This is a genomic window from Lacihabitans sp. LS3-19 (assembly GCF_024343575.1).
Lineage (GTDB): Bacteria > Bacteroidota > Bacteroidia > Cytophagales > Spirosomataceae > Leadbetterella.
Window position 1 is genome coordinate 66,749 of sequence record NZ_RJUA01000124.1, and the last position, 21,072, is coordinate 87,820.

The following is a 21,072-nucleotide window of genomic DNA, read 5'->3' on the forward strand; positions in this document are numbered from 1 at the left end:
GAGGCCTTTTTTTTATACAATTACAATTTTGATACGAATTTGAAATGTCCTCTTTTAAACCCATTTCTTAAATAAAAAGAATGGGCTTTAAGTCGCCGCATATTGCTAGAGAGTTCGATTTGACGGCAATTGTTTTCCAAGGCAAAGGCTTTTGCAAAATCCATAAACTGTTTTCCAAAGTTTTGGCTTCTGTACTCTTTTTTGACGATAAGCTCATTTACTTCTATGATTTTGTCACAATGATGCAATGGAAAACTTTCGTAAAGACTCATGAAACCGATGATGTTATCTTTAGAAATCAATACAAAATAATGAATTCTAGAATTGGAAAAATTTTCAGAAAAAATATCTGCAAATATCTTCGAATCGAAAACTTGCTCTTCGAGTTCTTCAACTAAGTTTTGAATGTTTTTTAAATCAGATATTTCTGCCTTACGTATCATTTGGCTATTTTTTCTGCCCAAACGTCCATCGTTTCTTCGAGTACACTAAGCGGTAAACAACCGTTTTTTAATACCTGATCATGAAATGCCGCAAGGTTAAATTTATCACCCAAAGATTTCTGGAATTTCGACCTTAGTTCTTTGATTTTCAAAGCTCCAATCTTATAAGAGAGTGCTTGCCCAGGAAATGCCATATAGCGTTCTATTTCAGCAATTGCTCCATCAGTTGAGATAGCTTCATTTTTAAGCATATATGCCAAGGCTTCCTCTCTGCTCCAGCCTTTTACATGTATTCCTACATCTACCACTAGTCTGATAGCCCGGTGCATTTCGTCGCCTAAAGAACCTAAATATTGGTAAGGATCAGTATATAATCCTAGCTCCTTGCCCAATGATTCGCAATATAAAGCCCAGCCTTCTCCATAAGCTCCATACCAACCAAAACGCATGAACTTGGGCAAAGTAGTATTTTCTTGTTGAAGGGATATTTGATAATGATGTCCTGGAATAGCTTCATGTAAAAACAAGGATTCCATACCTGATGTGATGTTAAAAGTCTTTGCATCTGGAATAGGAATATAAAATATACCAGGACGAGATCCATCAGCCGAACCTTGCATATATTCGGCACTTGCGGAAGCTTCTCTGAAAGCTTCTGTGCGTCTTATTTCAAAACCTGTTTTTGGTGTGTTATTAAACATTTTCTTCAGGTTGGGGTCGATTTTGGTTTGAATTGTCTTAAAAGCCGCCAACACTTCCTCTGGAGTTTTATATGGCATCAGTTTTGGATCAGTTTTTACACTTTCAAAAAACGAGATCAAATCTCCTTTATAGCCAACTTCCTCTTTCACTTTCATCATTTCTTTCTGGATTCTAGTCACTTCTGCCAGTCCAGTTTGGAATATTTCATCTGGGGTTTTGGTCGTAGTAGTCCAGGCATAGGAATAATAATCATAAAGTTTTCGACCATTTCTAAGCGAACCAATGCCGCTTGATGGTCTGCCTGCATTTAGGTAGGTAGTTGATAAATAATCAGCAAGCTTTTTATAAGTTGGTCTTATTTTATTGTCAATGGCGTCTGTATATTTGGTTGTAATGTTTGTTTTTTCTGCATCAGTAAACGTAGCAGGCAAGTTTTTGATAGGACCGTAGAACAGGTTTTCAGTAGCTGCGGGTTCTGCCAAATCTCTCATTTGAGGTATCATTTTCACAATTAAAGATTTTGGTAGAACAAACTCAGCTTTAATGCCTTTGTCAAAGTTGGCAATAGCTGTATCAGCCCAAACGGCAAATTGATCCACTCGCTTTAGCCAGTTGTCATAATCTTGCGTGGATTTGAATGGCTGAGCGGCTACTCCACTGCCAAGTTGTGCAAAAGTGAGCGGCAAGCCATTGAATTGGTCAAAAGGGATTAGGTGCGTAGGAAATCCCAAACCTTCTATTTCAGTATTGATATTGAATTTTAAGGTATTTATCTGAATCAACTCGTCTTCATTCAGGTTTTTGGTGTCGATTGCGTCCAATTGGTCGTGATATTTATAATACATTGCCAAAAGGTCTTTTCTGAATTTTTCTGAAATATTGTTGGGCAATTTATCATCAAACCTATTGTCGCCTTGGGAGGTCGCTTCAAGCGGAAAAAAGCTCATTCTTTCCTCATAATATTGCTCAAAAAGCTTCTTTAGGTCTTCGTTTTCTTTGGGTTTACATGCTCCCATCAGGAGACTTAGGGCTACGAATGCGATTATTTTTTTCATTTTATCTTTTTCTGGTATCAATTATTGCGACAATTTTCCAATTTTCTTCGGTTTTGACAAGCGTAAAGGCATTGGTGCCTGTATGTGAAAGTTTTTCATTTACATAAAATTCGTAGGGAGTCCAGTCTATGGCCAAGGCTTCGTCAATTTGTATTTTATGGTCTAAAAGTCTCTCTTCGAGTTTTACGTTTTTGGGTATTTTTACAATTGATTTATAAAAATCCGACACATTATCATTTTCAAAAACTGCCGGCTTTTCTTTTTTTATGGCTACAGAATTAAAAACGCAGTTTTCATGCATCACAGATTTTATAAGACTTGTGTCTCGTGTATCCATGCCTTCAAAAAAAGTTTGAATGGTTTTTTTTATCAACTCTTCGTCGGTTTGAGCGGCGGCTATTTTTGTTATGCAACAAAGAAAAAATATAAGGAAGAGGTTTTTCATTGATAAGTGTTTACAAATTTCTCCAATTCTATGAAATTTTTCGGTCTATTCAAAATCCGCACTTCTACATGTTCAATTATTCTTAAAGATTGTTCAAAATGTTTTTTGGTTACATTGCCTTCCAAAGCTTGATGTGCCAATGGGAAATATTTTATAAATTCAATGGGCAAATGGATAGGAGAGAGCGGTTTTTTATATTTGGAATACGGTTTTTTTAGAATAGAAATACGTTTGAGTGGAAGGTTTTTGCTTGACCAATTTTCAGTTTTGAACAAATATTTTTCTTTTCCTTCCCATGCCGGTTGTACGTTTTCATAATCCCAATTAAGCCCAAGAAGGGCATCTTTCCATACTTTTATTTCGTTGAATGATGGTACTACAAAAGGCTCGCCTTTATTGTTGAATGTAATCGCAACCAAGTCGTCAGTTAGGATTTGAAAACCATTTTTTGCAAAAGCGGCGATTGTTGTAGATTTTCCAGCTCCAGGTGTGCCTATAAAAATTTCAGCATGGTTTTCGAAGGCTACGGCACTACCATGCAAAAGGAAATAGTCTCTTTTTAAAAGTAAAAGACCAAAAGCTTCGCTCAGGATAAAAATCCTTAAAAGTCCATCAGGTAAATCAGAAAGAGGTTGATATAAGATTTGATTTTTTGATATCTTAAAATTTGCCAAATTTGGCCAACTTAAGTAATAGAATTCGTCCTTTTCGGCAAAATAGGCTATTGTGTCGTATCTGGTAATTTTTGTTTTAAAGCATTTAGGTAAGTCAAAATCTCTTTTTTCAATATAGACATCAATTAAGCCTTCATCTTTTGGAAGATTTAATTCGATATCTGATTTTATATTTAATCCAAATGCTCTCATTTCCAGTTCCAGAGAGGGGTGTAGTGTTCGAAAGGAATATCTCCAATTAGATATGTACCATTTCTTTCCACCCAAGCATGGGCTTTGAATGCCTTTTGGTCAGTATTTACACCTAAAATTATTTCAGTTTCAGAATCATTTTTTAGGAAATATTTCAATGTTAATGCTTGTGGTAAACAGCTAAATCCAAAAGGCAAATTGGAAGCTATGGCCATTATGTATTTTACAATAAGTTTTTCCTCGATATCCGTAGTTTTTTTGCTCGGATTTAAGCTTTCGTAGAGGTTTTTGAATCTTGAAAATGGCAAAATAGTAAGAAAGCATTTAAAATAAAAAAGTCTGTATAAGGTTCTTATAAAGAGTAGTTTATCTTCAATATTTAAGATTTTATGAATCAATCTCTACGAGTTTTTCATTGAGCATGTCTAACAAAAGGTCTTGAATGTCTTGTGAGGCGTCTACGGCATTCGTTTCGAAGTTTTCAAGAATGTTTCCTACGATTTCTTCCAGGTTCTTTGGACTTTCTTTTAACATTTCCCAAATACTTGTGCCCACGGCGTCTAGTGAATAATACTCGCCTTTTTGGTGGTTTAATATAACTGACTCGCCCGAAAGAGTTGTGGAAATTTGTTGCTCCGAAAGCTTAAAACGTGTTTTTTTTAAATCCATTCACAATATTTTTTTGTAAAAATAGCCAATTCTTTTTGAAGAAAAAATTGGCATTTCTTAACCTTGATAATCAGCTTAGGGATATAATAGTAATAGATACTTTAGTAAATTAAGAAGCCGAATAACTCAGCATCCAATTTATGCCGAATTTATCTGTCAACATTCCAAAATAAGCACCCCAAAAAGTATTTTCAAGTTTCAAATTTACCTTTCCTCCTTCTGATAGTTTTGCGAAAATAATATCCGTTTCCTCTTTCGATTCGGTATTTGCGGTCACGTAGAAGTTATTGCCCATTAAAACGGAAGGCGAAACACTCGGATTGTCACATCCCATCAATACACTGATTTTGCCCAATGGTAAAGATGCATTAACTATCAAATTTGCATCCTTTTCGCTTGGTCCACCATCGGGAGTATCACCAAACCTTGAATAAGTGGCTTTGGCATCGAAAACGGTTTCGTAAAAATTGAATGCCTCTTCGCAATTTCCGTTGAAGAACAAGTAGATGTCTGTGCTTTTCATTTTTAGAGCTTTAGATTGAATAAAAATTTCAAGCAAAATAATTAAATTCTTTAAAAATACTTCTAAAATTGTTGAAATGCTAATTTGTTTGGAATTAAGCCTTTGAAATTGCACTAATTGATATAAAATGTGATAAATAGACCAAAGGAACCACAATAGCAGGTAAAAAGACAAAAGGGAATTTTAATAATGCGATATTAGGCTGTTCAAAAGCCAATTGCTGAATTGGTAAAGGAGCGGATAGGATTGCTATTAAAACTATAGTGCTAAGAAAAATCAAACCCAAAACATTACCAAAAAGCATCAGTTTTTTTGAAATTTTTCCATTTAAAAAGTGTAGGTAAACCCAAACAATGATTGCCGAAACGCCAATTATTATATCAAAATTCCAGCCTTCAAAAGTCATCAGAATTGGGATTTGTTTTCTGAGGTACAATTGGAAAAGAACCAATTCTACAGGCAATCGAAGCGTGTGGATTGCCAGTAGGTATTTTGGGTCAATTTTCTCGAAACTTATATTTTTAAACCAAAAAATAGAAAAAAATAAGGCTCCAATTATAACAATCAGAAATCTTGGAGGCATGCCGGAAGTGTTTTCAAAAAATCCGCTGGTAGCTACAAAACCAATTATTAGTAGCCAAAGAACACTTGAGTAGAGGAAAATTCTATTATTTCCTGTACCAAAATAGAACAATCCCATAGCTGAAAGCACAACGATAAGAAAACTGAATTCTATCATAATTTTATTATTTATCGAATTGCCTCAGATGGTGATCTGTGTGTTTATACACATATTTGCCTATTTGGTCTTTATTCATTTTGCCAAAAAACGGATGTGTTATTCCTTCGTCAGAAAGATTTTCATAAGCTTTTAATAATTCAATCCATTTGGCTCTTTCAGCTTCAAAATCGCCACTTCCAGTTATTTTCATTTCAGGATGCGTTGGTTGATTTGGCTTCATTGGTTTTTCGTCTTTTAAAATTCCGTTTAAAGCCAATTTTCCAAACAGTCTACCTATAAACAGTCGTTTATATATCTTTTTACCTTGATACATTTCTTCGCTCAATGTGCAGTGCTTTAGCATCTGATAGGCATCCATTTTTCCCCATTTAGCAGTATCCGAGCTTTTTAAATTCTGGATTCTTTCAATAAGCTCATTTACCACATTTTCATCAAAAATAGTCTTCATTTTCAAATATTTAAGCTTCTATGGGTAATATATTCCTAATTTCAACAGAGCCACCCATTTTGAGCACAGGGCAGCCTTTGGCTATTTCTGTCGCTTCATTAATGTCTTGAGCTTTTAGTATCATATTTCCGCTAATCATTTGATTGTTAGAAAGTTTTAGGTTCTCTGCCACACTGTGAGTAGCATCAATACATTTTCCTTCAAAACCCAATCTGGTAGTGCTCACAAGTTTGGCTTGGGTGGCAATTCCGCCTATAAAAACGCCCCATTGCTGATGCATAGCATTGATTTGTTCTGTTGTAGGTATTTGATTGCTAGCTGGCATGCTGAAAAGTAGCATAAAGTCTTTTTGATTTTCCATGTTTTTGTTTTATTTAATTGATGCAACAAAACTAGGGCGACCAAATATAATAAAACTTGTCCTATGGCAAGAAATGCTATTCCTCCGAAATTTCTTTTCTAATTCGGCTCAATGAAGTGTCGGTAATGCCCAAAAATGAAGCAATATGTTTCAGCGAAACGTTTTGAATGACCTGAGGTTTTTCTTTCATTAGACGCAGATATCTGTCCTTTGCTTGGTCAGCTATCATGGCTATGCTCTGTTGTTTTAGTTTGAAATAGCTACTCACAAGGTTGGTTCGACCATGTTCTCTGAAGTTTTCGAGGCTATGGAACAATGTCTGGAAGGTGTCAAAATCTAGTTGGTAAGCCACACAATCTGAAAGTGCTTGGATGTTTTCACGGGTAGGATTTCTTAAGAAAAACGAGGTCCAGTCTATCACTATGTCACCTTTTGAATAAAAATTGGTGCTGATGTCATTTCCTTCGGTATCCACCACATAGGATCTCGCAAAGCCACTTTCAATAAACCAATATTGGTTTTCGGTTTGGCCTTCTTTTAGGAAAAAGTCGTTTTTATCAAATGAGACTTTTTTGAAATGTGAGATTATAGTGTTTTGCTCCTCCGTTGAAAAGTTTTTTGATAGAAATACATTGCTTAGAAAATGGGGTTCAGGCATTTTTTGCTGGGTTTGTTGTTTAGCTTGACTTACCAAATATAAAAGTAGTAAGACAAAATGAAATACTTTTGTTAAAAATATTGTGCTTTTGTTAAGATAGAAATTTAAGACATGTAAATTTGTGTCCAAGATTTAGGTTATTACCGTTTTTAAATATTTTTTCTATTGGTTTTTAAATTCACAAAAATAAATTTCAATTCAAACTCAATTTTTATGTCAAAAACTCTCCGCAGCACATTTATTCTTTTCTTAATTATTTATTCAAATTTTACTTCTGCCCAAGTCTCTAAATTACTTAAGGACATCAATCCTGGGCCTGGCTCATCATTGGTAAATGGGTATCAGACTTATTGTAGTTTTAATGGAAGTTTGATTTTTGCTGCTAAAAATGAAGAATATGGACATGAAGTATGGATTTATAAAAACAATATAGTAAGCTTATTGAAAGATATCAATCTTGGCCCGAATGGCTCAAAGGCAGATTTTTTCTTTGATCTTAACGGCAAATTGATTTTTGTTGCGAAAACTGAAGCTGCTGGTTTTGAACTTTGGACTAGCGACGGTACTACAGAAGGCACACAAATACTTGGTGATTTTAACCCTGGAGAAAAAAACGGGGTATTTGGTGATAATGGTACTTCCTTAGATCGTTTTTTGGTCTTTAATAATAAGCTTTATTTTACGGGAATTGAAGGGAATAATTACCGATTGTGGTCTACAGATGGTACAAAAGAAGGAACTGGGCCATTAAAAAACATGAGCAACAGCCATAGTTTTCCAGAGAATTTAACGGTTTTCAAAGATGAAATTTATTTCAGCTCGACTTTTAATGGAATATTCAAAATTGAAAAGGATACAGAGAATGTCATTAAAATAATAGACATGAGTACTGTTTATAATATTTTGGCAACAGATGACTTACTTTATGCTATTGACTATTCTGAATTGTGGATTTCAAAAGGCACCTCGGCAAGTTCAAAAAAAATAATAACGATTGAGAGTCCTACTGTAAACTGGGGAGGAAACCGGTTGGTTGCATTGGGGAATTTTGTGCTTTTTCCAAATTCTACATCCGCATCTGGACCGGAGCTTTGGAAAACAGATGGAACAACTGAGGGAACAATGCTGGTTAAAGACGTTTGGCCAGGAAATAATGGTTATGCTCCTCAAAACTATACCGTATTTCAGAATAAAATATTTTATAAAGGAGAAAATGGAAGTAATGGAATAGAGCTTTTTCAAAGTGACGGAACGGCCGCAGGCACCAAAATGGTGTTGGATTTAAATAATAGTTTTTCTTCTTCGTTTTATCTTCCCAGCACTATCATTTCAGATACAAAGAGGTTGTATTTCAATGCGGCGGCATTTTTTTATGATAACCTTTATATCAGTGACGGCACGGCAATAGGCACCCGAAAAGTGAAAGTTACAAATGATTTGTTTACCGATGACCAACCGACAAATTTCTTTTTGTTTGATAATAAATTAGTGGTTTTTGTTAAAGATGAAAATTTAGGTTATGAACCTTATATCATCGATTTTGAACAAACACTAGATGATCCTGACAAAGATGGGTACGTTGGCGATAATGACTGTGATGAATCAAATCCGCTCGTAAATAAAGGGGCTTTTGAGATACCTTATAACGGCATTGATGATGATTGTAATCCTTTGACTCCTGACGACGACCTTGATCAAGATGGCTACAAAAAAGCGGAGGATTGTGATGACCGAAACGCCAAAGTGAATCCAAGGCAAGTGGAAATACCTTATAACGGACTTGACGATGACTGTAATCCTGCCACACCTGATGATGATATTGACGGTGACGGATATTATGCATTTGAAGATTGTAATGACAACGACAAAAACATAAACCCTGAAGCTAAGGAAATTCCGAACAATAACATAGATGAAGATTGCGACGGAACGGCGGAGCAAATATTGAGTCTGGGTCAAGAATCAGAAGTTTTGGTTCTGGCTTTTCCAAATCCATCTACGGGCGTTTTAAGTTTAGAAAATATTGATATTGAAACGCTTAGGGTATATGATGCGAATGGAAAATCTGTAGTTTTTAAAATTGAAAATGGGAAATTGAGATTAATGAATGTACCGAATGGTTTATATATAATTACCGGAAAAACGCTCAGTGATCAAATAAGTTTTTCAAGAAAAATTCAGGTAGTGGGAAAATGAGAAAATCGTTTCTATTTATAAATCCAAATTTTGTAAAAATAGAATTTCTAATTCTTTACTTTAATTATTCCTGATTTATACAAATTTAAAGCTTCTTCTATTAAGTCTTTGATTGTTTCTAAAGGCAAGTCTATATTTGGATTTACTCTAAAAATTTTCATTCTAGCTCGATCTCCTTGTTCGAGGTTTGGATGGCTTAATCTATTGCCTTCCACCATTAGGATATAGGGTTCATCGGTTTTTTTGTCTGTCCACAGAAAAGCAAACATTTTATTTTTATAAAGAAAACACGGCATGCCATATTTCAATGATTCGCTAATATTTGAATCTTGCTTAAGAATAATGTTTCGAAGCGAAAGCAGACAGCTTTTATTAGGTTCTGTGGTGTGGTTATAGTATTTGTCAAGTTCTTTCATTATTTCTTTCTACTCTTTATATACTCTTCTTTCATTTTCATAAGGTCGATTTTCGAGCAATCTTTAATTAATTCTTGAACAATCGTCACGGGCATTTGGTCTTCACTTTTAAAGTTTATGCATCCTTTTTGGAAATTGGCATTTGGTAAAACTGCTTGGTATCTTTTATGAAGTTCAGGAGAGCCATAAATTGGCATTAAATGTAAACTCATGTAGTTTTTGTTGCTTGCAAGGCCATATTTCATCATTCCTTTTCCTTTATAAACTATCATTTCTAAGCCCATCATAAGCTCAATATTGGCATCAACAGTTTTGTCGAATTCTAATATTGTAGCATGAATATCATTTAAGACTTTTTGCCTTTCAGGTATTTGATTGGCTATGTATTCTGAAATTTGCATAGAGAACTAAGGAGTTTATTTGATTTTACCTAAAATTCTGAAACTATAATAAACTTATGAATTTTAGTTTATACCTGCAATTTTTAATTAATAGTATCCAAGTAAATAATAAAAATTGAATTTCCAATTCATAAACAATTGGTAATCAACAACCCCGAAGGTATGTTATTATAATAACAAAAATGACCCCTTTTAATAAAAACCCTGAAAAGGTTTAATTTTCAAATTTTATAGTGTTTTTTTTATTTAGAATGACGCCAATAATTTTTAATAAAAATCGACTCGAAGTTTCATTAAATTTTCTACTCCCAGGTAATTGCTTTTTGGGGAAATCTTCAAAATATTCTAATGAAAAATTAACCAATATTTTTTTACAAGCATCCTAAAATTGAGGCTTTAAAAACCGCGTTTGGCTGAGTTTTAAAGCCTGGTAGGAGCAAAATATCGTTGCCAGCATTGAAAATTACTGATGTTCCTGCCCCAACGGTACCGTCGGCAGTAAAAAAATGTGAACTAAAATGTGTGCCAGCTTCAATAGGATTGTCGCCCACATGTCTATTGTCTATACAATTGCCCTTTGGCATAAATTCATAGGCTCCTATATCTTTTATGCCGGTTTTGGTTCTGCCTAAAATATCGATAATGGAGCTAACAGAATTGTCTCCTGTGTTTATAGCTGGGCTTGTATATTTCAAATTTAGACCGTCGTCGAAAGTTCCTCCAATACTATCAAATCCTAATGGCAAATTTGGATTTGCAAAAAGTGGATTTATGTTTCCGTTTGTATTTGGACATGAAGTGCAAGGCGTATAACCACCCTGAACTATGGAAAAAGACACCAAAGAAGCAGGTACGGGATTCTCGAATTCTATTCCACCTGTGCCTAAATTCGTCGAGGTATTGCCCCAAACTATATTGTTTTTGAATATAGCAGAGGCTCCGTTTTGTAAAAATACTCCTCCGTATGATTCAGCTGAATTACCAAAAATAGTGCAATTGGTAACAGAAGTGTTACTTTGGCCGCCATAATAAAATATTCCGCCGCCTCTGCTACTTACGGTATTTTGGCTGATTACGCAATTTATAAATTCGGGATATTGGGTAGAAGAGCTCAGAACATCCGCAAAAACAGCAATTCCACCTCCTGAAGAACTCGAATTGTTGGTAAAAGTACTATTTGATACTATTCCTTTTGACAATATATAGCTTGTTCCACCTCCAAATCCGTTTATTGAGGTGTTGTTTGCAATTTTGCAATTATTGATATTTATTAAGTTGGAACTTGTAACGTTAATTCCAGCACCCGAATAGCCACTATTTTGGCTTATTTTGGTATTGCTGATATTCAAGAAGCTACCATATATGAACGCTCCGCCTCCGTTTATATACTGAACTAATTTACTGTCAATTTGGAGAGATGGTGTATAAAAATAAGTTTTGGTTCCACCATTCGAAATTTGAAAACCGTCAAGTTCGGTGCCCGAAATATCGCTAGTATAAACCACAACATGATAAACGTTATCATCTGCGGGTTCGGGAAGTCCCAGATCTCCACTGAGAATCGTTGGATTTTTGTCGATATTTCTTTGAGAAAGTAGCGTTTCGGTACCCGAAAAACCACCGTACATTCTTACGCCGCCTTGTAGATGAAAAGAGTAGTCTCTATTGCCACTACAAGATGGGCAATTTCGAGGATAATTGCTTGGTTTATAGGTTCCTGCTGCCACCCAAATCTGATCGCCAGCAGAGGAGGAATTAATAATCAATTGCAAACCAGAGGACGCATTGGACCAAGAACTTCCATCACCAGAACCACTAGATGCGGGTTTAACATATCTTATGTTTGAAAAAGCTGTTTGAAAACAAGAAATGGTGAGAAAAATAATTGCATATTTTTTCATAATCGACAAAGTTTTATTGTTGGGAATTTAAATACATTTAATATCTAAGTGCTTGAAAATTAAGACAATTTAAAGTAAATATTTTATTTAAATTATGACCATTATCAACATTGAAATGAAACTTTTGTTTTCCTTTAAGATTTTCATTTTTTTGTTAATATAAAAAGGAAATGGGATTTGAAAAGGTGTATAAAGCGTATGGTTATTATAATTTCATTAGTATCCAAGTAAATATTAAAAACTAAAATTACATTTCATAAATAATTGATAATCAACAAACCCGGAGGGGTGATGTAATTAAAACAAAAATGACCCCCATTGATTCAAAACCCTGAAAGGGTTTAATTTTCATTTTTTAAAGTGAGTTTTTAGAATTTTGTCGGACGCAAGTATTATAATTTTGAAAATCATTAAAGCTAAAATCCATTCATAATAACTAATGATTTTTGCTAGATATTATTCTAAACTATATATCTTTTTTAGTTGATTTTTAATGGTGGACCAACCACCTCCATACCATTATCGGCGAAAATCTTGGCCATTTCTTGAGCTGTTGGCTCATGATCTAAAGCTGCAACGGTCACAAAAAAATCCTCTAATTTACCTGCAGGTTGCATTATAACGGTCATTTTACCTTTTTCTGAGACTTGTGTCCAAGCATGAGGTACTTTTCGAGGCAAAAAAATACTCTCTCCCTTTGTTAAAGTAAATTTTTCGCCGCCAACTTGAAAATAATAAGAGCCTTCTAAAACCTGGAAGATTTCGTCCTGAAAATGATGGATATGAAGAGGAGTTCCCTTGCCTTGTGAAAGCGAAGTTTGCTCGAAAATAGCCAAATCACCATCTGTGTCAGAACCTGAGATTTTCACGTCAAGCACATTTGAATTAACACCTTTAAGTTTAATGTGTCCATGAATCCGACCTTCTCCTGCTTCGACTTTAAAACCCTTCTCTTTCCTAAACATATATTTTTTGCTTTTGGCAATAGTTAAGAAAGGCGAAGCCAAGAAAACTGAAATTGCACCAATGAAATTTACTCTTTTCATTTATTAAATGTTAAATTTAAACAAGTCTTTAAATAATGTAAAACGGGATTGTCAATAGATTGCTATGCAAATTAGGCTATTTTAGGTGTTTTGATACAAACAATTTATTTTAAGGTAATTAGCATTGTTTAGAAGGCTGGTTTGTGTTATTTAAAATAGTTTTGGGGTATAAATAGTTAATTAGGTGACGATGGTCACAGTTTTATAGATTTATTGTTTTTAGCTTTGTTTTATAAATCATTAAAAAAATTAGATTATGAAAGTAAATATGGGTTTAATTGACCGAATTCTAAGAGTTATTATTGCTGCCGTAATAGCCTATTTGTTTTACACAGGCGTTTTAAGTGGCACTTTGGGCATTGTATTGTTGGTATTGGCAATTGTGTTTTTACTAACAAGTGTGGTTAGTTTCTGTCCTTTGTATACCATTTTTGGTATCAAGACCAACAAGTAGCAAAAATCGATTTGATATAAAATGAGCAATGTTATTTTAGACCTAAGGCATGGTTTAGGTATAACATTGCTTTTTTTTTTTTTTTTAGGGTTTTGTTACTGAAAGAAAAAATCTTTCACGCCACTTAGAATACTCTGAACGGCATAAGAGGCTAATATTAAGCCCATTATTTTACTAATTACGGTGATTCCGTATTCGCCAATTCTCTTTTGAATGATATTTGCGGCCAACAAAAGCAACATAGTGATAAACACTACCAACAGAACCAAAAAGGTGGTAAGTGCCTGTTGCTGAATAGTGTACAGATGATTGTCTGTCATCAAAACCACCGCCATAATAGCTCCAGGTGAAGCTATAGAAGGAATAGCGACAGGAAAAATAGTGACGTGTTTGTAATCTTTGATAAGGTGTTTTTCGGAGCCTGGTTTGCCTTCACCAAAAATCATTGTCAGAGCAAAAAGAAACAAAATAACGCCTCCAGATATTTGAAAAGCACTTAATGACACCTCCATGCCTTCCAAAATAAGCTGGCCAACCAGAATGAAAAACAGCAAAATCATAAAAGCGATAATAGAAGCCCGCACGGCAATCTTCTTTTTGTGTTTTTCATCAAAGTGTTTGGTGGCTTCTAAATACACAGGAACCGTACCGATAGGGTCAATAACGGCTATCAAGAAGAATATTTTGGTGATTATGGAAGTGATCATTTTAGAATCTTGTTTTGACTGAGTTTTTAGTTTTCCTGCCGATGTTTACAAATAAACATTCAGAAAGCGAAATACTAAAATTATTGCTTTGTTATTTGGGAATATATTTTTTGAAATTCTCAAGCAAAAGCTGTTTATAGCGTTTATAGTCGAATTTTGTTTAATAGAATACCTAACTATAGTTACAAAACCAAATTTATAGAATGCAATTATTCCTATTTATACTGTCTTTTTAAACCTTGCTTTCATTCCTCTCTTGTCATTGACCAAATTCCTTTAGATGGAATAACAGGAACTGGGATTATCCAAATCCATATAAAACCAAACTTAAAACGCCAAGTCCCAGAAACTGTTTGACCATCGCTTGAAAATTGTCCGGTATAGAATATTGGTTGATGCTTTTTATTATAGGTTTTTCTTGTTCCTTTTCTGTCAACAAGTAAAGTCATTTTTGGCATTACTTTTACAAATTCAATTCGGTTTCCTATTATTTCGCCTAAGATTTCTCCAACCCCTTCCATTCCGCCAGTATTAAGGTCGTCCTCAATTTTTCCCTTAAATGAATTTCCGTTAACTGATGATATTTCAATTTTAAACAAAGTTTTATCAAAACCTCGAATTTTATTTACTTTCTGGTCAAAGAAACTATATTGTCCCTTCCATTTTCCTATTTTAATCATATTATATTATATCTCGATTTTATTAAAGATAATAATTAATGTTATGAATATATACGATTGGCAATCTTTTCAGCACAAATGTTTAATTCAAAAACTGTCAGCCCGAACTGTTTCCCAATATTATTCCAAATTCTCATTTCATCCTGTCCACCTACTATATTGCAATTACTAAATCGTGTGTTCGGCTTTCTTTTTATATTCAGTAATTTACCCCGATATCTCCATGTTCAAAAGTTAAATCACTTAGAATTTGTCAAGCAAATCATAAGCAAGACCTTTTGATTTAAGAAAATATTTTTCTCTTTTATTTAAAAAGTAAAGATAGTTGTATCCATCAAAATAAAATTTCCTCTCATTTCCTGCATTTTGCAAGTGATTGTTTAATTCTGTAAATACTAGATTGAAAATTTTTTTTTCTGAAATCACAAATCTGTCTTCCTTACGAATTAGTAATTCCTTTTTTATTTTTTTGTTATTGAATTCATATTCAAATATATATGTAAAAGTTTGCAGATAGTTACCTCTTTTTATTTGTTCCAGTTTTGATTTATATTCATTTATATTGCCTTTAAATCCTAATATTTTTAATTCACCGTTAGACAATGTGGTTCAACACCAATTGATTACAAAGAAAAATACAATATTGGGAGATGATTGTGTTTTTGAGTTTGGGGAATATTTTGTATTAAAGTAGTAGCAGGTAAATTACCACAACTTTTCAGAAAACAAGTTACTTGTAAAATACAAAAAGCGGTTCAAGTTTTCACCTAAACCGCTATTGCTTATATTCCTTTTTGTAAAGAGTTTTATCCTTTTGGTTCGGTTTTATTAAACATATACCGAGCAATTTTCCATTCACCATCAACTTTTTCGAACACGAATAACTCTCTGTTTGCTTCTGGTGCTTCAACCCCGTTCTCACGGATTTTAACAGTTCCCTTTGAACTAGTTACTGCAAAAGCCATGTTTCCCTCTACTTCAATTTCTTCGATAAAAAACTCAATGTTCAATTGAATTTGTGAAAAGACAAATTCATAAGATTTTAAAATACCTTCAGCACCTATTCCAGAAGGGGCCTCAGTTGGCATGAATACTCCATCCTTTGTGTAGAGGCTTTGGGCGAGTTTTGCGTCGGAAGTATTCAATGATTTTTTATACGCACTTAGTAATTCTTCTATTTTTTGTTTTTCTTCTTTTTTCATGATTTCTGTTTTTTTTGTTAAACTTTTATTTGATTCTTGATTACTTTTTTCACCACAAGATGTCATTAGAAAAATGGCAACTATTGGAATTAAAATTTTCTTCATTTCTTTTCGATTTTGTTAATACAAAGGTCAAGAAATTGAATCATGTGTACCTATAAGGTAAATTAAGAAAGAAGGGTAATGTAGATTAAGATGTGACCAACCTTTTGCGTATGGTACTCAGAAATTCTGGAGTTACTCCAAGGTAAGAGGCTATTTGAACATTGGAAATGCGATTAAAGAAATGAGGATAACGTTGCATAAAATCGAGATAGCGTTCTTCTGCTGTTGAACTTATATTCTGCAATATCCTCCGTTGAGTGCTTACCAAAGCATTTTCGGTTATTACTCTAAAAATTCGATTGAATTTTGGATATTCAACAAACAACTTTAGTTGGTCTTCTTTTTTGATTTGTAGAATTATTGAGTTTTCGATGGCTTCAATATATAGTTTGCTCGGCTGTTCTGTATGGAAGCTGCCAATATCGCCAATCCACCAATTTTCTATTGCAAACTGAAGATTATGCTCTTTGCCGTTTGCATCAACCATGTACATCTTGAAGCACCCTTCAACCACAAAGGTGTTGAGTTTACATACATCGCCTTCTTGGAGGATAAATTGCCTTCGTTTAATTCTTCGCTCTTTGAAAACCTTCTCCACGATAGACCTTTCTTCTTCATTCAAAGGAAGAAGTTGGTTGAAATATTCTATAAGTAGTTTTGTTTCCATTTGCTTCTACGGTTAGTAAATGAATAGTTGGCGATTTCGAAGCACCAAACTTTTGGTTAAACACTAAGTTTGGAACAAGCTAGAACCCTTGAATATACTACTTTTCGCCTATTTTTTATATTTAGTGTTTCCTACTGTTTTTTATTATCAATCCTTTATTATTTTCATTCGGTTCAATCAAGTCCCACATATTTCCATATAAGTCCTCAAATACTGCAACAGTTCCATATTCAAACTCAGTTGGTGATCTCACAAAACTTACCTCTCTTTCTTTCATTTTGTAATAATCTCTCCAAAAATCATCCGTGAAGAGAAAAAATCCAACTCGTCCTCCAGTCTGATTTCCGACACTTTCTGTTTGTCTTTCGTTTGCAGCTTTGGCAAGTATTAGACTGCATTCTCTCGCTCCAGAAGGTGCAATCATTACCCATCTTTTCTCTTCATCTATTCTTGTATCTTCAAGAAGTGTGAAATCTAATTTTTTAGTGTAGAATTCAATAGCTTCATCATAATCCTTTACAACTAATGTAATATGGGCAATTCTTTGGTTCATACTTTTTTGTTTGTTCTAATTGTGACCAATGATTTTTTCTCCAAGCTTATAATCAAGTACTTATAATATTCAATTCCTCATTAATTAAACCAAATTTATCTCCCGACAAATATCGGGATGTTTTTGAATTCTTTTGACCAAGCCTAGTTTTCTTTTTTGATCTAAAAACAAATAGCTTTCGGGGTTTATGTATCTGGTATCTTTTATTGCCATTTTTATTACAAAAATTGCCAATTTTTGAGTATAGTTTTTAAATTCTTCCATTTTAAATGAATTTTCTCCCGATTTCTTAAAGTTCAATCTAAAAATTTTGGTAAGCTTTGACAAAAGTGGGCCACAAGAGTGTTTTACAAGAGAAAGTGCTAAAAGCTAATCCACCCGGTTCAGGAGTCAAAATGGGTAAGGGAAAATATGCCCAAAATTTATAGAATCAGACGAGAAATGGGATAAAAACTTCAAATCCAAACAAAACTTCATATCAGAGTGTCAGACCATGCTCAAAAAGCAAGGCTAAACATCACGAAAACCCCATAGGTGCGGAAAATCACGTGTTTATAAGGAAAAAACTACCAAAGATTAAGTTCAACATTGGCTTCATTCTAAATGCTTGAACGCATTACGTTGTGCCGAACGAAGCCTTAGTTGTTAGGGGTAGTTTTATTTCCAAGTTTTATAATCAATAATATGTATTAATTCTTCTAAAACAATTCGCAAGTCGTCCCTGATTATGTCTGCGTCATTTTTACGAGCAAAGTAACGTCTATTATGTGCTGACAAGTCACCAATTTTTTTAATTTTTGGTAACGATTGTTTTGCATTTCTACTAATATTCCATTTAGTTTCTTTTAATAATTCCGCTATAAGATCACTTAAGTAAAAAAAACAACCATCAGATTTTTTTATATGATTGTCAACATTGTGCCTCTCAAAACACTCAATTATTAGTACTTCAACTAATTTTCTTGTTAAGACTGAACAAGCGTCAAATAATCCAAGGTCGTAAGAGTTTATCGTCTGCTCTGCTATTTGTTGGACATACCCACGAGTATCATTGAATATTTCAAAGGGAAGGTATTTGGAAGATGAAGCTTTAGGAATCGGAATTTTTCCAAATTGATTATCTATTGATTCCTTAAAACCTCTTTCCAAATAGTATTTCCCATTTTTCTTAATGTACTGTTTGTTTTTACCTGTGCTTTTATTTAGTAAATATGAAGAGGTATTCGAGTAAGCTTGAATGTGAAGCTCCTCAAAGCAAGATTCAATTTCCTTAGCGGTTACACCATCTTTTTTGCATTGAATTAGCAAGTAATAAGCAAAGAAGTCGATTTTTTTGCTTGCAGGAAGGTTTAAAAAATTTTCAATATGAAGAATATAAGTGTCGAGTTTATCCATAGTTAAATATTACTTCTTTACCATATCAAGTCTAACGTGATTTTGACCTTGAATTGACAATTTTATATCAGATATTTTTGTGAAATCAAGAAATTTTTCACGAGTTTTTGTATTAGTAATGATTTGATAAAAAGCAGTCGGAATCTTGCATTTTAATTCCCAAAAACCTGAATAAATATGATTCCCGGTCACAGGCTTAATTCCTAAAATTTCATTTAAGTATTGAATAATCACAACAATTCTGTCTGCGTTCGATTTAATATCGTATGTTTTTACAAAGTCTAGTAATGAAGTTTTACCTGATGGACGAAAGTTAATATCCTTCAGTACTTCAAATTTATTTGGACCTGCCGATTTTTTCCCTGATTTAATTGTATCAACACTCTCAGTTTTTTTTGATGACTTTGAGGTTGGTTTTACTTTGGCAATTGTGGATGAATGCTTTCTTGTTAAAATTTCTGTTGCTTCGTGTTTTCCATCATCGGTTAATATGTATTCATCGTCATTCAAAGCACTAAAATATCCTTTTCCGAATAGTGCTTTAATATTGTTTGATAGATTTGCTTTTCGACTATTTGTTTTCCTTTTGGAGCTTTCGTACAATTCTAAAATATTTTTGGTGGTAAAATATTTGCTTCCACCGTCACTGGCAAAAAATGCGTAAACTAAAATCCATTCTGTCTCGGCAGAAGGTAGTTGTTTCATTATTACATCTTTTAATGAGGGCAAATTTGTAGGTGACGCAATCTTTATTGTCTCACCATTTGATGAACTAACTTGCTCAATTTGTCTTGGATTGGTTTCAATTATATAATTTGCTTCGGACATGTCAACTCCGTTAACGACATTTCCGAGTCCGTTCTGTTTAATATCCTTGAATTCGGCTTGTACAGTTTCTTCCTCGCCCTCCAATTCAATTTCAAAGCTTTTGTACTTCAGTTTAATTCTTAATTTTCCCATTTTATTTTCTGTTTTTAAAATTGTGACTAACGATTTAGGGTCTAAAATAGAAAATATTTTCTATTGGCACAAAAAATCCCCTACCCATAAACAAACGAGTTTGAATTTTGGTAAATAATTTAAAAAATAATCGAATCAGGAGCATGCTTTTGGAATTAATAAATATTGTGAACGGGGTAGCTTAAAGCTCCGCCAATTTTCTTTTGACAATGCTCCCATCTCCAGGATTCTGATCGGGCTAACATTTCTGCATGCACCAATTAGTAAATCGAGCTTTCATTCGATTAATATTTTTACGCTTTTGGTATTTCTACCGTTAGCAAGTTTTCTTTTTTTGACCCAAAAATGTCGGATTCTGACTAACGTTTTTGTTTTGTATTGATAATCAAGTACTTGTAATGTTCAGTTCGGCATTAGTTAGTCCAAATTTATCAATTTGTTTTTGAATTCTTTTGACCAAACCTAGTTTTCTTTTTTGGTCTAAAAACAAATAGCCTTCGGGGTTTATGTATCTGGTGCCTTTTGTTACCATATTCCATACTATCACGGCCAATTTTCGTGCTGTTGCACTTATAGCTGACACCCTCCCTTTTTTAAAACTGATTCTTTGGAAAAAATCCCTTAATGGAGTGGAGTCTTTTAAATTCCCAATTGCATTCGCCGCATTTCTTAGGGCTATTTTTAGCCGGTTACTTCCTTTTGGGACTTTACTTGATATTATTTTGCCACCAGTTTTCCTATTGTTGGGTGCCAGTCTGAGCCAACTCGCAAACTGTTTGGCTGTTTGGAATTTTTTTATGCCTTCTAATCCAACTTCACTTATTAAATGCAGGATTGTTCCATGCGAAAAACCTTCAATTTCCATAAGGTCTACACCTTCAAAATATTGGTAACCCACAATGTTTAAATCTATATTTTTTGGCGTGTTTTTATTAACTCTTTTATGCGATTTTTTATCAATGTAATGTTGTCTTTTATTATCATCTTGATCAATAATCTTACTCAGCATTTTTTCTATTTCTGTATCACAAGCTGTAATTTTTGTTTGAATGATTTTATACATATCAAGTTCTTGCTGAAGGGCAAATAAATAGTCCATTCTACCATTTGTTTCAAGAGCTTTAGCAATCTCAGCTTCTGATTTTCTACAGTTCCCATGTCTAAGTTCGGCTAGTTTTTCTGGTTTTGTTTCACCTTTACATATTGCCTCAATAATTGCCATTCCTGTAAGTCCACAGATGTCATTGACTACTACGTCCAGTCTTAAGTTTAACAATCTCAGATACTTTTGCATCTTCTTTTGAGTACTGGCGGCCATATCCAAAAGATTTGCTCTGTGACGACAGTATGTCCTTAATTGCTCTGTAGCTTCATCGGGCAAAAAACTGCCAGATAAGAGGCCAATTGAATGTAATTTTTGAATCCAAGCACAGTCTTGAATATCTGTTTTACGGCCTTTGATGTTTTTGGTAAACTT

Annotated in this window: 27 protein-coding genes; 2 read left to right on the forward strand and 25 right to left on the reverse strand. The window is 33.8% G+C overall.

Annotated features, from left to right (window positions below; all coding sequences use genetic code 11):
- Positions 1 to 20: 20 nt before the first annotated feature.
- From EGI22_RS20600 to EGI22_RS20650, 11 genes are all read right to left on the reverse strand, one after another.
- Positions 21 to 443, reverse strand: coding sequence for a GNAT family N-acetyltransferase (locus tag EGI22_RS20600; protein WP_255070344.1), 423 nt, complete (start codon positions 441 to 443; stop codon positions 21 to 23).
- The gene (locus EGI22_RS20605; RefSeq protein WP_255070345.1) at positions 440 to 2,200 is read right to left on the reverse strand and encodes a DUF885 family protein; all 1,761 of its coding nucleotides are present in this window, start codon (positions 2,198 to 2,200) and stop codon (positions 440 to 442) included. Before EGI22_RS20605 ends, EGI22_RS20600 begins: the two co-directional genes overlap by 4 nt.
- A gap of 1 nt (position 2,201) precedes the next feature.
- On the reverse strand, positions 2,202 to 2,645 hold the full coding sequence (locus tag EGI22_RS20610; RefSeq protein ID WP_255070346.1) for a nuclear transport factor 2 family protein: 444 nt from the start codon (positions 2,643 to 2,645) through the stop codon (positions 2,202 to 2,204).
- A complete protein-coding gene (locus EGI22_RS20615) occupies positions 2,642 to 3,511 on the reverse strand; it encodes a hypothetical protein (RefSeq protein WP_255070347.1) in 870 nt (289 codons plus the stop codon). Before EGI22_RS20615 ends, EGI22_RS20610 begins: the two co-directional genes overlap by 4 nt.
- Positions 3,508 to 3,909: a lasso peptide biosynthesis B2 protein gene (locus EGI22_RS20620; protein WP_255070348.1), complete on the reverse strand. Its 402-nt coding sequence runs from the start codon at positions 3,907 to 3,909 to the stop codon at positions 3,508 to 3,510. Before EGI22_RS20620 ends, EGI22_RS20615 begins: the two co-directional genes overlap by 4 nt.
- On the reverse strand, positions 3,899 to 4,180 hold the full coding sequence (locus EGI22_RS20625; RefSeq protein ID WP_255070349.1) for a PqqD family protein: 282 nt from the start codon (positions 4,178 to 4,180) through the stop codon (positions 3,899 to 3,901). Before EGI22_RS20625 ends, EGI22_RS20620 begins: the two co-directional genes overlap by 11 nt.
- 109 nt (positions 4,181 to 4,289) lie before the next feature.
- Positions 4,290 to 4,703: a VOC family protein gene (locus tag EGI22_RS20630; RefSeq protein ID WP_255070350.1), complete on the reverse strand. Its 414-nt coding sequence runs from the start codon at positions 4,701 to 4,703 to the stop codon at positions 4,290 to 4,292.
- 94 nt (positions 4,704 to 4,797) lie between these two features.
- A complete protein-coding gene (locus tag EGI22_RS20635; protein WP_255070351.1) occupies positions 4,798 to 5,442 on the reverse strand; it encodes a hypothetical protein in 645 nt (214 codons plus the stop codon).
- Positions 5,443 to 5,449: 7 nt separating this feature from the next.
- Positions 5,450 to 5,893 carry a DUF1569 domain-containing protein gene (locus EGI22_RS20640; protein ID WP_255070352.1) on the reverse strand — a complete coding sequence of 148 codons (444 nt, stop codon included), beginning with the start codon at positions 5,891 to 5,893 and terminating at the stop codon, positions 5,450 to 5,452.
- 10 nt (positions 5,894 to 5,903) lie between these two features.
- Positions 5,904 to 6,254 carry a YciI family protein gene (locus EGI22_RS20645; RefSeq protein ID WP_255070353.1) on the reverse strand — a complete coding sequence of 117 codons (351 nt, stop codon included), beginning with the start codon at positions 6,252 to 6,254 and terminating at the stop codon, positions 5,904 to 5,906.
- Between the two features lie 76 nt (positions 6,255 to 6,330).
- Positions 6,331 to 6,912, reverse strand: a complete 582-nt coding sequence (locus EGI22_RS20650; protein ID WP_255070354.1) for a Crp/Fnr family transcriptional regulator — start codon at positions 6,910 to 6,912, stop codon at positions 6,331 to 6,333.
- A 213-nt stretch (positions 6,913 to 7,125) separates the two neighbouring features.
- On the opposite strand from EGI22_RS20650, the gene EGI22_RS20655 reads away from it, so the two are divergent.
- The gene (locus tag EGI22_RS20655) at positions 7,126 to 9,108 is read left to right on the forward strand and encodes a MopE-related protein (RefSeq protein WP_255070355.1); all 1,983 of its coding nucleotides are present in this window, start codon (positions 7,126 to 7,128) and stop codon (positions 9,106 to 9,108) included.
- 47 nt (positions 9,109 to 9,155) lie between these two features.
- Here EGI22_RS20655 and EGI22_RS20660 read toward each other — a convergent pair whose 3' ends face one another.
- The 4 genes from EGI22_RS20660 to EGI22_RS20675 all read right to left on the reverse strand — a co-directional run bounded on the left by EGI22_RS20660 (position 9,156) and on the right by EGI22_RS20675 (position 12,872).
- Complete coding sequence (locus EGI22_RS20660) at positions 9,156 to 9,524, reverse strand: DUF1801 domain-containing protein (protein ID WP_255070356.1); 369 nt, start codon at positions 9,522 to 9,524, stop codon at positions 9,156 to 9,158.
- The gene (locus tag EGI22_RS20665; protein ID WP_255070357.1) at positions 9,524 to 9,925 is read right to left on the reverse strand and encodes a DUF1801 domain-containing protein; all 402 of its coding nucleotides are present in this window, start codon (positions 9,923 to 9,925) and stop codon (positions 9,524 to 9,526) included. The genes EGI22_RS20660 and EGI22_RS20665 overlap by 1 nt, the downstream gene beginning before the upstream one ends.
- Positions 9,926 to 10,296: 371 nt before the next feature.
- The gene (locus EGI22_RS20670; protein WP_255070358.1) at positions 10,297 to 11,826 is read right to left on the reverse strand and encodes a right-handed parallel beta-helix repeat-containing protein; all 1,530 of its coding nucleotides are present in this window, start codon (positions 11,824 to 11,826) and stop codon (positions 10,297 to 10,299) included.
- Between the two features lie 479 nt (positions 11,827 to 12,305).
- Positions 12,306 to 12,872, reverse strand: a complete 567-nt coding sequence (locus EGI22_RS20675; protein ID WP_255070359.1) for a cupin domain-containing protein — start codon at positions 12,870 to 12,872, stop codon at positions 12,306 to 12,308.
- 256 nt (positions 12,873 to 13,128) lie between these two features.
- Between EGI22_RS20675 and EGI22_RS20680 the strand changes: the two genes are divergently transcribed.
- On the forward strand, positions 13,129 to 13,326 hold the full coding sequence (locus EGI22_RS20680) for a DUF2892 domain-containing protein (protein WP_255070360.1): 198 nt from the start codon (positions 13,129 to 13,131) through the stop codon (positions 13,324 to 13,326).
- Positions 13,327 to 13,421: 95 nt separating this feature from the next.
- Here the strand turns inward: EGI22_RS20680 and EGI22_RS20685 are convergent, their stop codons facing one another.
- From EGI22_RS20685 to EGI22_RS20730, 10 genes are all read right to left on the reverse strand, one after another.
- Positions 13,422 to 14,033: a MarC family protein gene (locus EGI22_RS20685; protein WP_255070361.1), complete on the reverse strand. Its 612-nt coding sequence runs from the start codon at positions 14,031 to 14,033 to the stop codon at positions 13,422 to 13,424.
- Between the two features lie 245 nt (positions 14,034 to 14,278).
- Entirely contained in the window at positions 14,279 to 14,713 is a 435-nt protein-coding gene (locus EGI22_RS20690) for a hypothetical protein (protein WP_255070362.1), read from the reverse strand.
- 243 nt (positions 14,714 to 14,956) lie between these two features.
- Entirely contained in the window at positions 14,957 to 15,316 is a 360-nt protein-coding gene (locus tag EGI22_RS20695) for a hypothetical protein (protein WP_255070363.1), read from the reverse strand.
- A 203-nt stretch (positions 15,317 to 15,519) separates the two neighbouring features.
- Positions 15,520 to 16,020 (reverse strand): SgcJ/EcaC family oxidoreductase, encoded by a 501-nt coding sequence (locus EGI22_RS20700; protein ID WP_255070364.1) that lies wholly within the window; start codon positions 16,018 to 16,020, stop codon positions 15,520 to 15,522.
- An 85-nt stretch (positions 16,021 to 16,105) separates the two neighbouring features.
- Positions 16,106 to 16,687: a Crp/Fnr family transcriptional regulator gene (locus EGI22_RS20705; protein ID WP_255070365.1), complete on the reverse strand. Its 582-nt coding sequence runs from the start codon at positions 16,685 to 16,687 to the stop codon at positions 16,106 to 16,108.
- Between the two features lie 121 nt (positions 16,688 to 16,808).
- Positions 16,809 to 17,240, reverse strand: a complete 432-nt coding sequence (locus tag EGI22_RS20710) for a VOC family protein (protein WP_255070366.1) — start codon at positions 17,238 to 17,240, stop codon at positions 16,809 to 16,811.
- Between the two features lie 84 nt (positions 17,241 to 17,324).
- Entirely contained in the window at positions 17,325 to 17,504 is a 180-nt protein-coding gene (locus tag EGI22_RS20715; RefSeq protein WP_255070367.1) for a hypothetical protein, read from the reverse strand.
- A gap of 393 nt (positions 17,505 to 17,897) precedes the next feature.
- Positions 17,898 to 18,635, reverse strand: coding sequence for a hypothetical protein (locus EGI22_RS20720; RefSeq protein ID WP_255070368.1), 738 nt, complete (start codon positions 18,633 to 18,635; stop codon positions 17,898 to 17,900).
- Between the two features lie 9 nt (positions 18,636 to 18,644).
- On the reverse strand, positions 18,645 to 19,595 hold the full coding sequence (locus EGI22_RS20725; protein WP_255070369.1) for a hypothetical protein: 951 nt from the start codon (positions 19,593 to 19,595) through the stop codon (positions 18,645 to 18,647).
- Positions 19,596 to 19,980: 385 nt separating this feature from the next.
- Positions 19,981 to 21,072, reverse strand: a 1,092-nt coding sequence (locus tag EGI22_RS20730; protein WP_255070370.1) for an IS110 family transposase, incomplete at its 5' end; no start/stop codon positions are given.

Coding starts and splice junctions, on each gene's coding strand:
- EGI22_RS20625 (WP_255070349.1), bottom strand. CDS start 4,180: ATGGATTTAAAAAAAACACGTTTTAAGCTTTCGGAGCAACAAATTTCC.
- EGI22_RS20710 (WP_255070366.1), bottom strand. CDS start 17,240: ATGAACCAAAGAATTGCCCATATTACATTAGTTGTAAAGGATTATGAT.
- EGI22_RS20645 (WP_255070353.1), bottom strand. CDS start 6,254: ATGGAAAATCAAAAAGACTTTATGCTACTTTTCAGCATGCCAGCTAGC.
- EGI22_RS20680 (WP_255070360.1), top strand. CDS start 13,129: ATGAAAGTAAATATGGGTTTAATTGACCGAATTCTAAGAGTTATTATT.
- EGI22_RS20665 (WP_255070357.1), bottom strand. CDS start 9,925: ATGCAAATTTCAGAATACATAGCCAATCAAATACCTGAAAGGCAAAAA.
- EGI22_RS20720 (WP_255070368.1), bottom strand. CDS start 18,635: ATGGATAAACTCGACACTTATATTCTTCATATTGAAAATTTTTTAAAC.
- EGI22_RS20715 (WP_255070367.1), bottom strand. CDS start 17,504: ATGGAAGAATTTAAAAACTATACTCAAAAATTGGCAATTTTTGTAATA.
- EGI22_RS20630 (WP_255070350.1), bottom strand. CDS start 4,703: ATGAAAAGCACAGACATCTACTTGTTCTTCAACGGAAATTGCGAAGAG.
- EGI22_RS20605 (WP_255070345.1), bottom strand. CDS start 2,200: ATGAAAAAAATAATCGCATTCGTAGCCCTAAGTCTCCTGATGGGAGCA.
- EGI22_RS20660 (WP_255070356.1), bottom strand. CDS start 9,524: ATGAAAGAACTTGACAAATACTATAACCACACCACAGAACCTAATAAA.
- EGI22_RS20670 (WP_255070358.1), bottom strand. CDS start 11,826: ATGAAAAAATATGCAATTATTTTTCTCACCATTTCTTGTTTTCAAACA.
- EGI22_RS20600 (WP_255070344.1), bottom strand. CDS start 443: ATGATACGTAAGGCAGAAATATCTGATTTAAAAAACATTCAAAACTTA.
- EGI22_RS20615 (WP_255070347.1), bottom strand. CDS start 3,511: ATGAGAGCATTTGGATTAAATATAAAATCAGATATCGAATTAAATCTT.
- EGI22_RS20705 (WP_255070365.1), bottom strand. CDS start 16,687: ATGGAAACAAAACTACTTATAGAATATTTCAACCAACTTCTTCCTTTG.
- EGI22_RS20635 (WP_255070351.1), bottom strand. CDS start 5,442: ATGATAGAATTCAGTTTTCTTATCGTTGTGCTTTCAGCTATGGGATTG.
- EGI22_RS20675 (WP_255070359.1), bottom strand. CDS start 12,872: ATGAAAAGAGTAAATTTCATTGGTGCAATTTCAGTTTTCTTGGCTTCG.
- EGI22_RS20700 (WP_255070364.1), bottom strand. CDS start 16,020: ATGAAGAAAATTTTAATTCCAATAGTTGCCATTTTTCTAATGACATCT.
- EGI22_RS20655 (WP_255070355.1), top strand. CDS start 7,126: ATGTCAAAAACTCTCCGCAGCACATTTATTCTTTTCTTAATTATTTAT.
- EGI22_RS20650 (WP_255070354.1), bottom strand. CDS start 6,912: ATGCCTGAACCCCATTTTCTAAGCAATGTATTTCTATCAAAAAACTTT.
- EGI22_RS20640 (WP_255070352.1), bottom strand. CDS start 5,893: ATGAAGACTATTTTTGATGAAAATGTGGTAAATGAGCTTATTGAAAGA.
- EGI22_RS20610 (WP_255070346.1), bottom strand. CDS start 2,645: ATGAAAAACCTCTTCCTTATATTTTTTCTTTGTTGCATAACAAAAATA.
- EGI22_RS20685 (WP_255070361.1), bottom strand. CDS start 14,033: ATGATCACTTCCATAATCACCAAAATATTCTTCTTGATAGCCGTTATT.
- EGI22_RS20690 (WP_255070362.1), bottom strand. CDS start 14,713: ATGATTAAAATAGGAAAATGGAAGGGACAATATAGTTTCTTTGACCAG.
- EGI22_RS20725 (WP_255070369.1), bottom strand. CDS start 19,595: ATGGGAAAATTAAGAATTAAACTGAAGTACAAAAGCTTTGAAATTGAA.